The sequence below is a fragment of the Shewanella sairae genome (genome assembly GCF_023283535.1).
In the GTDB taxonomy this organism is placed as follows: Bacteria; Pseudomonadota; Gammaproteobacteria; order Enterobacterales; family Shewanellaceae; genus Shewanella; species Shewanella sairae.
This window is the reverse complement of record NZ_JAKILT010000022.1, coordinates 35,873-49,899: the sequence shown is the minus strand read 5'-3', so window position 1 is coordinate 49,899 and position 14,027 is coordinate 35,873. Positions and strand designations below refer to the sequence as shown.

At 41.3% G+C, this 14,027-nt stretch carries 10 protein-coding genes; 6 read left to right on the top strand and 4 right to left on the bottom strand.

The window, feature by feature from the left end; all coding sequences use genetic code 11:
* Positions 1–144: 144 nt before the first annotated feature.
* Positions 145–2,094 carry a GGDEF domain-containing protein gene (locus L2748_RS11035; RefSeq protein ID WP_248957700.1) on the bottom strand — a complete coding sequence of 650 codons (1,950 nt, stop codon included), beginning with the start codon at positions 2,092–2,094 and terminating at the stop codon, positions 145–147.
* Between the two features lie 486 nt (positions 2,095–2,580).
* Between L2748_RS11035 and L2748_RS11030 the strand changes: the two genes are divergently transcribed.
* From L2748_RS11030 to asnB, 3 genes are all read left to right on the top strand, one after another.
* Entirely contained in the window at positions 2,581–3,327 is a 747-nt protein-coding gene (locus tag L2748_RS11030) for an HAD-IIA family hydrolase (RefSeq protein WP_220783423.1), read from the top strand.
* A 318-nt stretch (positions 3,328–3,645) separates the two neighbouring features.
* Positions 3,646–5,304, top strand: coding sequence for a M28 family metallopeptidase (locus L2748_RS11025; RefSeq protein WP_220783422.1), 1,659 nt, complete (start codon positions 3,646–3,648; stop codon positions 5,302–5,304).
* A gap of 480 nt (positions 5,305–5,784) precedes the next feature.
* Entirely contained in the window at positions 5,785–7,449 is a 1,665-nt protein-coding gene (gene asnB, locus L2748_RS11020; protein ID WP_220782324.1) for an asparagine synthase B, read from the top strand.
* A gap of 92 nt (positions 7,450–7,541) precedes the next feature.
* Here asnB and L2748_RS11015 read toward each other — a convergent pair whose 3' ends face one another.
* From L2748_RS11015 to L2748_RS11005, 3 genes are all read right to left on the bottom strand, one after another.
* On the bottom strand, positions 7,542–7,886 hold the full coding sequence (locus L2748_RS11015) for a 5-carboxymethyl-2-hydroxymuconate Delta-isomerase (RefSeq protein WP_220782325.1): 345 nt from the start codon (positions 7,884–7,886) through the stop codon (positions 7,542–7,544).
* 100 nt (positions 7,887–7,986) lie between these two features.
* Complete coding sequence (locus L2748_RS11010; RefSeq protein ID WP_220782326.1) at positions 7,987–8,349, bottom strand: VOC family protein; 363 nt, start codon at positions 8,347–8,349, stop codon at positions 7,987–7,989.
* Positions 8,350–8,511: 162 nt separating this feature from the next.
* Positions 8,512–9,219: a DUF445 domain-containing protein gene (locus L2748_RS11005; protein ID WP_220782327.1), complete on the bottom strand. Its 708-nt coding sequence runs from the start codon at positions 9,217–9,219 to the stop codon at positions 8,512–8,514.
* A gap of 364 nt (positions 9,220–9,583) precedes the next feature.
* Here L2748_RS11005 and L2748_RS11000 point away from each other — a divergent pair, with 364 nt between their 5' ends.
* The 3 genes from L2748_RS11000 (at position 9,584) to L2748_RS10990 (ending at position 13,985) form a co-directional block, all read left to right on the top strand.
* Positions 9,584–12,703 carry a DUF748 domain-containing protein gene (locus tag L2748_RS11000; protein ID WP_220782328.1) on the top strand — a complete coding sequence of 1,040 codons (3,120 nt, stop codon included), beginning with the start codon at positions 9,584–9,586 and terminating at the stop codon, positions 12,701–12,703.
* Between the two features lie 182 nt (positions 12,704–12,885).
* Entirely contained in the window at positions 12,886–13,539 is a 654-nt protein-coding gene (locus L2748_RS10995; protein WP_220782329.1) for a Type 1 glutamine amidotransferase-like domain-containing protein, read from the top strand.
* An 89-nt stretch (positions 13,540–13,628) separates the two neighbouring features.
* The gene (locus L2748_RS10990; protein WP_220782330.1) at positions 13,629–13,985 is read left to right on the top strand and encodes a glutathione S-transferase N-terminal domain-containing protein; all 357 of its coding nucleotides are present in this window, start codon (positions 13,629–13,631) and stop codon (positions 13,983–13,985) included.
* The last annotated feature ends 42 nt before the right edge of the window (positions 13,986–14,027 follow it).

Here is a 14,027-nt window from a genome sequence, read left to right as displayed (position 1 = left end):
GGTTAACGCCGACTTCAGAGCACCTAACTATGCAAACGAGTTATTCGAATTCATTATCCGAGTTTAGTTATGAACAGCATTGGGTAATTGACAAAAAACAAAGAGATTTATTGCACATCGAATTTCCCGTATCACTTAGTTCGCTCATCCTATATGGTCAACTAAAACAACGCTGTCCCGTCCTTGCGCTTTTGCACGATAAAGCGCTTTATCAGCCCCCTCAAGAATATCTTGCCAGCAGTCTTTCAATAAAGCCGCATTTAATCGTTTACCCACACCTATCGATACGGTCAAATGAAGCTTCTGCTTACCCACCACGATAGGAGTAGCTGCGATAGCCTGCCGAACCTGTTCAAAACGCCCTTGCAACTCTTCCAAAGAGGTTGACTTACCAGCATAGGGCCAGCTCAGAGAAAGGACAAACTCTTCACCTCCCCAACGTACAAGTAAGTCTTCTTCTCGAATATTCTTTTGAATAATGTGCCCGACCTGGACTAATACCTCATCTCCGATATCGTGCCCGTAGGTATCATTTACCGTCTTAAAATGATCAATATCGATAATGGCCAAGCACATTTGAGTGTTTTGACCAAGCGATTGCTGCTGTTCAAGAAACGTAAGAAAATAACGACGATTGTATAACCCTGTTAAGGCATCAATATTAGACTGTTTATACAGTTCCATATTTGAGGTTTGTAAATTCTTATTATCATTTTCAAGCCCATAACGCTTTTTAGCTAATAATGAAATCGACAGAACTGATACCAATATAAAGAAACACAAAAACTTCTCACGAATATCTTGCTCAGCAAGCCTAGCCTCATGGGCATCGTTTTCGGCAGTTAGTAGAGCCATCTTCTGCAAGCGATACTTTTCTTTGTAAGTTTCACTTAGATTAAGTAACATTTTGCCGCGTTTATCGAAAAGCAGATCTTTTTCAGCCTCATTGGCTTTACGCTGGTAGTTAAGCGCTACCTGATAATCCCCAAGTGCTTCATACGCTAAAGCGTAATTATTAAACATATCAGCATAACCGGATTGCGTTCCAATTTGCTTATAAAGCCTCTTCGCGCTATTTAATGAATTTAACGCATCATCAACACTTCCCATTTTAATTAAAGCTTTCGCTAGCATTCGGCTACAATCTGCTTCAAACACCCGATATGCCAATTTTGCAGAACGAGCAATACACTCATTTGCCTTTAGCGTAGCGCTCTCATATTGTTCTGTTGATAAATAGTAATTAAGCCAAGCGATCAACACATTAAATTGAACCCTCAACTCACCGCTTTTTTCAGCACTTTTTTGTGCTGCAATAAGATAAGGCTTACTCTCGTTAACTCGGCCAAGGCGCTCCAAAATAAAAGCAGCATTATTGTTGAATGCACTAACTTGTTCATAATCGCCGCCAAATTGCTCAACATGAGACAATGCGTTGACATTCGATTCCCACGCTTTGTCCCACTCTTCAATTTCAAGGTAAATAAGCGAAACATTGGACAGAACCTTACTGACATAGGGGTCTTCAGGTTGGTTCATAAAGATATCAAAGGCTTTAAGGTAATACTCTAAAGCAAAGTAGTATTGGTCTTGGAAGAAATACAGCGCAGCTTTGGTGTTATATCCACGCGCAGTTAAATGAACGAAATTAACCTGCTTCGATAATGCTATTGATTCATCAATTAAGGTTAATCCAGCGTGATATTGGCTTTCTCTGACAGAAAATGTCGCCAACCACATTTTAGCCTCAGCGATTAACCAGTCTTGCTTATGTGATTTGCCTGCTTCTAACAGGTCCACTATCGCCTTCTCTGATAAATGAGGCTTGCCATTCGATAGCTCAATATCATGCAGAATAAGATAATAAGCGAATGCATAATAGGGAGAGGCTTCAACCTGATCAGCAGAGATTAGTAAGTTCAACTTATTGCGTTTTAAGTCCACCGCAAGATTTTTGTCTTTGAGTAAGGCAATAATTTCTTCGCCATTGGTCAGATTTTCAATGGTGTTTAAAGGAGAGAACTCAACAGTGTTTACAGCGTAGGAGTTAAATGAAATCCCTAACAAAAAAATAAATGCAATTATCTTTTCCATGACAATATCGCTAAATTGGAGAGTAAGAAGAAATTCGTATCAAGTTGTTAAGCAGTGAAAACATAGCTTAGAGAAAATACAGCCAAAAAAAACAATCTATTAACGTATGTATCTTGTTATAAATAAAGGAGTTAACGACACAATATCTGAAAAAAATATAAGGTCAATAAAAATATTATACCCCTTATATACACCTGTATAATATTCGGACAAATTAGACTCAACTAAACAAGTCTCACCACTATCCAACATGCATCCCCTCATAAGAAACTAAATATCTAAACTTATTGTTGAATACCTTTATCAAGATAATCACTTCTCTTGTGCTCCCACCTCTTGCGCTAGCGATGCGTTAATCACCTCTTTAATTTGATTCATTAGCTAACATTTACCTAAATACACCTTAATAGTCATTGTTTTTACATTCTATTTAGCATTAGATAAAGGCTAATTATTCGGCAAACTAATGTGAAGTAAGAGAGTCAGATGAAAAATATTATTTGCGATATCGATGGAGTGTTACTGCACAACAACCAGCTTATTCCCGGAAGTGATAAGTTTATTAACCGCATAGTAGAGCAAGGTAACCCGCTCGTTATACTGACTAACTACCCGGTACAAACGGGTAAGGATCTACAGAACCGATTAGGCTCCGCAGGCCTCAACATCCCTGAAGAATGTTTTTATACGTCCGCCATGGCAACTGCAGATTTTTTAAAACATCAGCAAGGTACCAAGGCCTATGTGATTGGTGAGGGAGCATTAACCCACGAGCTATACAAAGCCGGTTTTACCATTACCGATATCAACCCTGACTTTGTCATTGTTGGTGAAACACGCTCTTACAACTGGGATATGATCCATAAAGCAGCCAAGTTTGTAAGTGAAGGCGCGCGTTTTATAGCAACGAATCCCGATACCCATGGCCCCGCGTTCAGCCCTGCTTGCGGTGCATTATGTGCTCCTATTGAGCGTATAAGTGGTAAAAAGCCGTTTTATGTGGGTAAACCAAGTTCTTGGATTATCCGCTCAGCGCTTAATCATATTGGCGGCCACTCTGAAAACACTGTGATTATCGGTGACAATATGCGTACCGATATTCTGGCAGGCTTTCAAGCAGGTCTAGAGACGATTTTAGTCACCAGTGGTGTAAGCTCCATTACTGACATTGAAAAAGAACCTTTTAGACCTAATCATATTTTTGATTGCGCAGGCGATATAGACGTAGTCTAACGCATTACAAAGTCATATATGGCGTAGTTATAACAAAGCCCTAAAAGGCTTAAGTTATAACGCGCCATGTTTGATAAAAACTAAAGTTGTCTCTATATCAATGATAAAACAAGCGATCCCTCATAGATTGACAATAGCCTCATCTAGGAAAAGTGGCTACTTTTAAAGATCTCAATGAGCAGTGCAATATTACGTAACATTTTAGCGACCACCTTACCTAGTACTTAGCTTGCTAACGCCCCCTCCTTTCCGCCATTATCCTAACTAGATTCATAAAAAATTAATAAAAGTCTAAAACAATAATAATAGGACCTTTACATGCGTTCAATTGCATCTATTTGCGCACTCACAATGCTGACTGCCTGCAGCCAACACCCTGTCACTGTTTCAACCCCTGTTAATGTAACTTTTGACGAAAGCCGCTTTCGCCAAGACATCAAAACATTATCCTCTGATAAATTTGAGGGGCGAGCGCCCACCACTAAAGGTGAGCAATTAACCTTAGATTACTTAAGTGCCGCCTTTGAAGAAATAGGCCTTAGCAAACCAAATGGTAATGATTACTTACAGGCTGTGCCTATGGTTACCTATACCGCATCGGATGAGCAAACCATACGCTTAGGCGATCTTGCTTTAAAGCACCGTCAAGATGTGGTGTTAGGTAGCCGTCATGATGTGGCAAATATTGATATTAATAATGCACCGCTGGTTTTTGTTGGCTACGGAATTAACGCACCAGAGTATGAATGGAACGATTACCAAGATTTGGATATGAGCGGTAAAATTGCCGTCATTTTAGTCAATGACCCAGGCTATGCTTTACCAAACTCGGGGAAATTTAACGGTAAGGCAATGACTTACTACGGCCGTTGGAGCTACAAATTTGAAGAAGCTAGCCGCCAAGGCGCGATAGGTGCAATCATTATTCATGACACTAAACCTGCATCGTATCCTTGGTCTGTGGTCGAAAATAGCTGGACTGGTGCCCAGCAAGATTTAGTCAAAAGCGAAGAAGAGCAAGCTCAGCGAGTCAAAGTCGAAGGTTGGATCACCCATGATATAGCAAATCAACTCTTTGACAGCGCAGGGTTATCCTTAGCGACTGTGTCTGACCGTGCAGCAGCAAGCCCAATCAACTTACCGTTAAATCAAACGGCTTCAATCGCCTTTGCAAACCAAGCCCAATATACCGACAGCTACAACGTTGTCGCTACGCTACCGGGTAACAGCCGCCCAGATGAACATCTTTTATTCACCGCACATTGGGATCATATTGGCGTCGATAGCAATAAAGAAGGCGATCAGATCTATAACGGCGCACTTGATAATGCTTCAGGCACTGCAGGTATTTTAGAGATTGCTCGTCAATTTGCTAAACAAGCAAAAAACGGTCACACCCTCGCCCGTTCTGTGACTTTTATTGCAACAACAGGAGAAGAACAAGGTTTGCTAGGCTCACGCTATTACGCTTCAAATCCTATCTACCCAATTGATAAAAGCGTGGCAGTATTTAACCTAGATAGCACCAATATTTATGGCCGCACGACAGATTACACCATTATAGGTAAGGGTAAGTCTGAGCTGGAAAACTATCTGATTGATGCACTGAAGAGCCAAAACCGTGTCGCCAAAAGCGAAAAGTACCCTGAGTCTGGCGGCTTTTTCCGCTCAGACCATTTTAGTTTTGCTAAAGAAGGTGTACCAGCAGTGTTTGCCGGCGGTGGCAGTGAACCAGTCGATGAAGCAACCGCACAATATAAAGCCGCCATGAAGCTAAAAATGAAAGGTTGCTACCACAATGTTTGTGACGAATATCGAGAGGACTGGGACTTATCCGGCGCATTAGAAGATTTAGCCATCTATTACCAAGCTGCAAGTACATTAGGTAATAATAATGATTGGCCGGGTTATTTCGCTGACACTGAATTCAATGCACTGCGTCCCGCAGGCGATACATTGGAGCAAGCAAGTCAATAGCATCAAATTTTACAAAATAGACTACATTAAAATAGTTACCCGCTTTTATAGCATCGTTCAGTGTAAAACTTTACCAATTTGAACGTTTTCAACCAGCCGACTTGCCACCCACTTGTCGGCTTTTTTTTAGCCGTTATCCCCCAAACGAAAAAGCTAACGCTTCCTTAGTATCATAATATTGAGTAAATTTTGCTCAACTTAGTTGCTTGAAACTGATAAATATAATCAAGTCGATTTTAATTAAACGTCATTAAGGTATGTCTAATCAGACTTATCAATTACGCCCTATTAAATAAGGATAACCCAACAATTAAAGCCAAAAAATGATGAATATTCATTTCACACACCCAAAAACAAACTTTAAATTAGCAAAAAAGCCACTTTTAACATCGATTATTCAAAATTAGATTTGAAATCTTAAATTTTCAATGGCAGATTAATACTCAATTAAGTTTAAGACGAATTTTTTTGGAGTGACCCATGTGTTCAATTTTTGCAATTTTAGATATTCAGTCTGACGCGACACCACTGCGTCAGGTCGCTCTTGAAATGTCCAAGTTACTGCGTCATCGCGGTCCAGATTGGTCAGGAATTTACAGCAGCGACAAAGCTATTCTAGCCCACGAACGTTTAGCTATCGTTGATATTGAACACGGTGCTCAGCCACTGCTAAGCGAAGATGGTTCAATCGTATTAGCTGTTAACGGCGAAATCTACAACCATAAAGAACTTAAAGCAGAGCTAGGTGAAAAGTACAGCTACCAAACTAACTCAGATTGTGAAGTCATATTGGCGCTATACCAAGAATACGGCACCGAGTTTTTAGATAAGCTAAACGGCATCTTTGCTTTTGTACTTTACGATAAGTCCAAAGATAGCTATTTAGTAGGTCGTGACCATATGGGTATTATCCCGCTATATACTGGTCGTGACGCAGAAGGCAACTTCTATATTGCTTCAGAAATGAAAGCGTTAATGCCTGTGTGTAAAACAGTTGAAACCTTTACACCGGGTCACTATCTGTCAAGCGAGAAAGCAGAGTTAACTCATTACTACCAACGTGACTGGCGCGAATTTGCCGCAGTACAAGACAACCCTGCGAGCGCAGAAGATGTGCGTGATGCATTAGAAGCAGCAGTAAAACGTCAATTGATGTCAGATGTGCCTTACGGCGTACTGCTATCTGGTGGACTGGACTCATCAGTCATTTCTGCTATCACCCAAACATTTGCCAAACGCCGCATTGAAGACGACGGTGAAAGCAACGCATGGTGGCCACAACTGCATTCATTTGCAGTGGGACTTGAAGGCGCACCAGATTTAATTGCGGCGCAAAAAGTGGCTGATGCAATTGGTACTATCCATCACGAAATCACTTTTACCTTCCAAGATGGTATCGATGCAATTAAAGACGTGATCTACCATCTAGAAACCTATGATGTTACTACTATCCGCGCTGCAACACCTATGTACCTAATGGCCAGAAAAATCAAAGCCATGGGCATTAAAATGGTGTTATCAGGCGAAGGCGCCGATGAGCTATTTGGCGGTTACTTATACTTCCATAAAGCGCCAAACGCACAAGCATTCCATGAGGAACTTGTACGTAAGTTAGATAAGCTGCATTTGTTTGACTGCCTACGCGCCAACAAAGCAATGGCAGCATGGGGACTGGAAGCACGCGTACCATTTTTAGACAAAGAGTTTATGGATGTAGCCATGCGCACTAACCCAGAAGCGAAAATGTCGAAGAACGGTAAGATTGAAAAACACATTTTACGTGAAGCCTTTGAGCATAAATTGCCTAAAGAAGTGGCATGGCGTCAAAAAGAGCAGTTCAGCGATGGCGTGGGTTACTCTTGGATTGATGGTCTAAAAGATCATGCAGCGGAAAAAGTAGACGATTTAAAATTAGCCAATGCTAAATTTAGGTTCCCATACAACACACCTGAAACCAAAGAAGCTTACTTTTACCGTACCTTCTTTGAAGAACTATTCCCATTGCCAAGTGCAGCAGAAACAGTGCCTGGTGGTAAGTCGGTTGCTTGCTCAACACCGGAGGCATTAGCATGGGATGAGAGCTTGCAAGGGATCATCGACCCGTCAGGCCGTGCGGTGCAGTCAGTACACGACAGCGCATACTAACGCCTAGAAAGTGCTTTAAGCACAAGTACGACTAAGTAAAAAAGCCACCTTCTGAAGAAGGTGGCTTTGCTAGCCCTTATGAAACGAACTCCCTAAAAGGGAGCTTTAAAATAGTGTTGCTGTTTAATATCTACAATTTCAATAGTGACACTAGAAACCGTGGCGGTAATGAGTGCGATAGCATCATAGACTCGCTCAAGCAATAACGCTTTTTGCTCATCCGTACGCCCGGGCATTATCGCAATATTTAAATGAATAAAGTGATTGTTTGCGTCTTCACCAATTTGGTAATAATCACAAGCGTGTACTCGAGTTTTTATCGCTTTAGGCTCAAACAATTCTGACTCAATTAACCCTCTGTGGCTTGCCGTGACTAACGCTTCAATAGAGAGCTGCTCTGCTAATGGTGCCGAATATTCAATGGTGCAATGTGGCATAACTTGCCCTTGTTTTACGTAACAGTGAAATGACTAAAATCTCGTGCGAGACTCTTATTCTCGCTACGGAGCAAAAAATGATAATTGCAGTCTAAATCCTTTATTCTGACCAAACAGCGTACTCATTACCGTTTGGATCAATAAAGTGAAATCTTCGCCCACCAGGAAAAGAAAAGATCTGTTGGTTTATCTGTCCTCCCCCATCTACCACTAGCTTTTGAGTGTGTTCTAAGTGTTCAGAATAGATAACGACCAGTGGACAACCTTGTTCCGTTGAAAAGCTTTTATCGCTCACAAAAAATCCCCCTGTAATACCTACGTCGATAAAGCAGCTATATTCGGGTCCATAATCAACAAACTCCCAATTAAAAACACTTTGAAAGAATGCTTTGGTTTTACCGATATCTTTAACCGGGATCTCAAGGTAGTTAATGCTGTGATGTTGTCGTTTATCTTGCTGCATCGGTCACTCCTGTGAACACCATTTTGCAAATATATCTTTAGAACATAACCCAACGCAGATTAATCGTACAGCAATTGCAAACAATCCAGCTAGATAACAGCTTTAATGCAATAAAAAAGGGAAGCCTTAGCTTCCCTTTCAATCTAAATCAGTTTTAATCTATCAAGCTTGAATAAGCGCAGCAGCTAAACCGATTAAGCCACCAAATACCCCGCCCCAAACCACAAGCCAACCTAAATGTTCGCGGATCATCTCTTGTACGATCTCTTTAACGAGTTGCGGTGTTAGTTCATTAAGTCGCTGGGTGACAATTTCTTCCACTTTAGCGCGCATATCGGCAATCATATCTGGTTGCTCAAGCTCAGCTTTAACTAACGCATAAAAATCATCACTTTGAGCAATTTCACTTAATGAGCTCTTCATTTTTTCAATAAAAGGCTCACGCAAGGGTGTAATCGCGTCACTGCCACCAAACATGGCTAACATTCCACCAAGTGAAGACTGCTCAACTGTTTTCACTAACGCATCGAAAGCTGGCGACAAATCAATTTTCTCAATCACAGGCTGTAGATTAAGTTGCTTCTCTACTCCGCCCTCACCTGAAAGAAATCGGTCGATATTCTCTTCTGTAAAAAATTGCTTCATCATCAAATTGGCTATTGCCGATTTAAACTCTTCAAAGCGTGAAGGAATGACACCAGAGCCATATAAACCTGGAACCTTTTCAAACAGCATATGAATAGCAAGCCAGTTAGTCACTGCACCAGAAAGCGCAAACAAACCAACAGTTAATACGATTGGCAGAGCAAAAAAGTAACCCACAGCTACCAAGATGGCCGCTAGCAGATTAGTCATAACACTTTTATTCAAGCTAATTCCCCAAAGCAAGATTGAAACCGCGCTATGGTATCAACCAAGAAAGACCCGAGGCAATAGCCGCCATCACGCTTATTTCATTCCGCTAACATCAATTAACGCCAGCCCATGTATTTTTTTAATTAACTATGCAACCTGCTTGATTAAATTGCTCACAATACAACCCCAACTGTAACAACTGTTTTCATTAGTTAATGATTTAAAGATATTTAATGGAAATTATTATGATCCTAGCGTCGTTTACTTGATAATGAAGCTAAAATTAGTAAGGCAAGTATCAAGCTTTAACAAACAGCGTTTTTAAGTCTCTTGTTAGCATGACACGCACTCTGCCAGAAACCAATCGACAAAGGTTAGTATGTCTTTTATCAATAAGTTTCTTAAACCAATCGTTAATGGCTATCGTCAGCGTCCCAAATATCAGCGCATGATCATTATCTTGAGTGCTATTTACTTGAGCTTCACTGCACTTCTTGGTTTGCTGGTGCCCTACATAGCGGTTCAGCAAGTTCCAAAACAACTATCAGCGCTAATACTGCGCCCAGTAACCCTTGAAGACGTCAAGATAAATCCATTTACCCTTGAAGTGGTCATTGATAGATTCAAAATTTATGAAACTGATAATCAAGACTTCGTCGGTTTTAATCAGCTAAGCTTCGAATACCAGTTTTGGCATTCTCTATATAACACTGCCTTTAGTATCGCTGATGTTACGTTGACGGCGCCAAGTGCTAATATCGAGCGTATCGCCGCCAAACAAACATTACGCTTTAATTTTTCCGATATCATAGAGACATTAGCCAATCGGGCTAAAGAACAGGCTGATAATCGAGAAGCGAATCCCGAGCAAAATTCTGCGGCCATTCCGCACTTTATTGTCAGTAACTTAAGTATTGTTAATGCCGATCTTAACTTTATCGATGAAGTGACCAATAGCCAGCTGCACTACCCGCAGCTCAACCTTGACGTTGCTTATTTCGATTCAAAACACGCCATTTCAACCTCGCTTAATAACCTTGGCAATGCTCAGCAGACCAATCACTATGCACTTCAGATTACTGGGCGTAAAGGCGGCGAAATAGCCACTCAAGGTTTAGTACAACTCTCGCCTCTAAACATCGTTGGCGATCTGCAACTGAGTAACATACAGCTACCACAATTTTGGTCTTTTATCTCAGAGCAATTCGCACCAACGCTCACATCTGGTCATTTGAGTTTATCGACTCACTATCAATTACAGCTGCAAGATGACAAATTACAGTTTCTCACCAACCAAGGTTTACTGCAGTTAGCGGATATTAATTTTGAGTATCGAAAGCAATCCATTGTTAACCTTCCAATGATAGCTTTAAAAGGCATTGCATTTGATTTTAATCAGCAATCTGTAAGTGCAGAGTTACTCGACACCAAGGGGCTAGTTGTCAATGCTAAGCTAAATAAAAGCGGAATTGATTTAGCTCAGCTATTTACGCCTATTACATCGCAAGCATCGACAAACAGTGCTAATCAACAATCTAAAGCCACAATAGAAGTTGCTGATACCAAACAGCAACCAGCAGCAGAGTCTCGCCCTTGGCATGCCGTGTTAAGTGCTATTGAGCTTAAAGACTATCAAGTCAATATCAGTGAGCAATTACTGACTAAAAATACCCAATGGCAAATCGATGACATAAATTTTAGTACAGGCGTTATCAATGCCGATCTTGCAACGCCTATTGATTACCAGCTTGCGCTTAACATTAACCAACAAGGAACAGTCAAGTCGAGTGGCAGCGTCGATGCCATCAAGCAAAAACTCAACGCTAAGTTGGCTGTAATCGATTTTTCACTGCCACAACTGCAAGCTTATTTGAGCCCCTATGTGAATATAAACCTTAAAAAAGGTGACTTTAGCACCCAGGGCTCTGTCAGTTTTGATGCCAAGTCAAAGCAAGCCATTTATTCCGGCACTGTCGATATTAATGACTTACTGATAAAAGACACTGTACAGAAAAAAGAGCTGCTAAAGTGGCAAGCATTAACAATCAACCAGCTTACTTTTGACCGTGCAGCTAATAGTCTCAGTATTGACCATATTGCACTAAATAAGCCTTTTGGCCGAATCATTATTGCTAAAGATAAAACCACTAATATCGGTGACTTAATTGTCACAGAGCAAACTACTGGTGAACAAACAACGACGAATCAAGCTAAAGAAACACCTGCTGTAGCAGCTAAGCTATCGAGCAAACAACATGAATCAGCCTCACCTTTAGCGCTAACAATCAATAAAATAAGTGTTAAAGATGGTTCGACTTTCTTTGCTGATAACTCGTTAACGCCAAACTTTGCCGCTAGTATCGAGCATTTAGAGGGTGAGATCAGCAAGCTATCTTCTAGCAGTGAACAAACGGCATCGGTTGATATTAAAGGTAAAATTGACCGCTATGCGCCAGTTAGCTTAAAAGGTGACATCAACCCACTACTTGCGCAGCCTTATCTCGATCTCGCCCTAAGTTTTAAGCATGTTGAGCTAACATCAGTTAATCCATACTCAGGCACTTATGCGGGTTACTACATAGACAAGGGCTTACTGTCGTTAGATCTCAATTATAAACTGGATAAAAACCAACTCGTAGGGGATAACCATCTAGTCGTCGACCAATTAAAGCTAGGTAAACCAAGTGACAGTAGCCTTGCTACCACATTGCCAGTAACACTCGCCATTGCGCTATTACAGGACAGACACGGCGTGATTGATTTAGGTCTGCAAGTATCGGGGGATGTTGATGATCCGAGTTTTAGTATTGGCAGTATTGTGATGACCGCTTTTACGAATGTGATCACCAAAGCCGTAACCGCACCATTTAGCCTATTAGCAGGTTTACTTGGAGACGATGCTGACGAGTTAGATAAAATTAGTTTTGATGCAGGTCAAGCCAGCTTAGATGATCAACAACAAGCCACTTTAGACAAACTTGCTAAAGGCTTAAGCGATAGACCAATGCTGACGTTAAGCGTTGAAGGTGGCGTAAATATGCCCAATGATAGCCAAGCAATGAGCGAGCTGCGGCTACAAACGAAACTCGCACAAATTGCAAAAATCAACATAGACCAATTACCGCAAGATCTGTCAGCCAGTCGTTATCCAACCCAAGGTCCATTGCCTGCTGCGTTAATATCGCTGTATGAAACTGAGATTGGCAGCCCAGCAGAGCTCGTTAAAGATAAGATTGAGGCTGAACATCAAGGCGAACAACAACTCACTGATGAGCAACTTACCGAGCGTTGGCACATTGCGCTATATAACTTTGCCTTAAGTGCACAACGCGTCAGTGAGCAGGCCTTAGGTAAACTTGCTCAAAGCCGTGCTAACGCAGTAAAAACCTATTTAATCGAGCAAAAAGGCATTGCTCCAGAACGGGTATTCCTGCTTGATAGTCGAGTAGAACTCAATACTGGAGCAAGCCAAGCACTGTTAACGCTCGGCGCTAATTAGCGAAACAACTCACTGTGAAAGCACGCTTAATCGCGTGCTTTTTTATCGATATGCCTTGTATTAACGCTATATCCTAGGATGTGTGTACACATTGAGGATTTTCGATTAATGCACCTTAACAATTGTGGTTGTTCAAGATAAGCTGACTATATATCGACGTTTATAAGCTCAAAGGATTGAATATGAAGCTCGCTTTCTTAAGTGACCCCAATAGCGAAAACGCCCACAAGGCTATCGAATCAGTACTCAACGCAATAATAACCAGCAAAACAGCAAACAAGGGCGCCGCCATTAAAATCGGCTATATCGCCTCACAACCAGATCCTGCGCGAGAGTATTACCAACAAACGCAACAGCTGTATAAGCGACTTAACGCAGAACTATCTGTCTACCTTGAATTGGAGTCAGAATTTTCACAAAGCAGCCTAGAGGCTTTGCTCGCATGTGACGCTATTCATCTGTCTGGCGGCGACACGTTTCGCTTTTTAGCTGCACTCAAACAAAGAGCCCTATTACCGGTACTTCGCCAATTTGTGGTTAATGGTGGCGGCCTCATTGGCGTCAGTGCTGGCGCAATGATTATGACACCCAATATCAGCAGCGCAGTACTTTGTGGTGATAACAACCATTGCGACCTAACAGATTTAACGGCGCTAAACCTTGTCGATTTCCTGTTTGCTCCTCATATATCTAACGATTTTTTTGCGCAAGTTGACTTCAAACAACAGCTTTTAACTTTTCGTCAGCCACTTTGCTTATGTGCTGATAACGCGGCGTTATCCATTATAAATAATCAGCTCCTTAAACATGGGCAACCCCATTGGAGTCAAGCGTAAAACAGCTGTAAAGATCTTTAATCAATACTTTCAACCCTGTAACGCTTGGGTTAAAATCGGCGCGAGAATCAATACATCAGAGGTAGTTAATGTTTATCATTCGTTGGGTATTAGGCCGTATCATTTTGTTTTTAAACTTTGTTTTTGCGCCTAAAAAACTAAAGCGTCCGGCAGAAGAACAAAAAAAAATCGACAGCGCCACCAGCAACATGACTATTTACGAATACAAAGCATGTCCATTTTGCGTAAAAGTGCGTCGCTCATTACGTCGCCAAGGTTTGAACATTGTGACCTTGGATGCCAAACAAGAGCCGCATAAGAGCACCTTGCTAAATGGCGGCGGTAAGCTACAAGTGCCATGTATGAAAATTGAAGAAAACGGTCAATCTACTTGGATGTATGAATCATCTGAGATCATCGGTTTTCTGGATAAGAAGTTTGCTTAAATGCAAGTCACTATCTAGCATTCTAAAAGGCAGCTATTACGC

Excerpts from the sequence above, each read along its gene's own strand:
- L2748_RS11035 (WP_248957700.1), bottom strand. The coding sequence starts at position 2,094 with ATGGAAAAGATAATTGCATTTATTTTTTTGTTAGGGATTTCATTTAAC.
- L2748_RS11030 (WP_220783423.1), top strand. The coding sequence starts at position 2,581 with ATGAAAAATATTATTTGCGATATCGATGGAGTGTTACTGCACAACAAC.
- L2748_RS11025 (WP_220783422.1), top strand. The coding sequence starts at position 3,646 with ATGCGTTCAATTGCATCTATTTGCGCACTCACAATGCTGACTGCCTGC.
- asnB (WP_220782324.1), top strand. The coding sequence starts at position 5,785 with ATGTGTTCAATTTTTGCAATTTTAGATATTCAGTCTGACGCGACACCA.
- L2748_RS11015 (WP_220782325.1), bottom strand. The coding sequence starts at position 7,886 with ATGCCACATTGCACCATTGAATATTCGGCACCATTAGCAGAGCAGCTC.
- L2748_RS11010 (WP_220782326.1), bottom strand. The coding sequence starts at position 8,349 with ATGCAGCAAGATAAACGACAACATCACAGCATTAACTACCTTGAGATC.
- L2748_RS11000 (WP_220782328.1), top strand. The coding sequence starts at position 9,584 with ATGTCTTTTATCAATAAGTTTCTTAAACCAATCGTTAATGGCTATCGT.
- L2748_RS10995 (WP_220782329.1), top strand. The coding sequence starts at position 12,886 with ATGAAGCTCGCTTTCTTAAGTGACCCCAATAGCGAAAACGCCCACAAG.
- L2748_RS10990 (WP_220782330.1), top strand. The coding sequence starts at position 13,629 with ATGTTTATCATTCGTTGGGTATTAGGCCGTATCATTTTGTTTTTAAAC.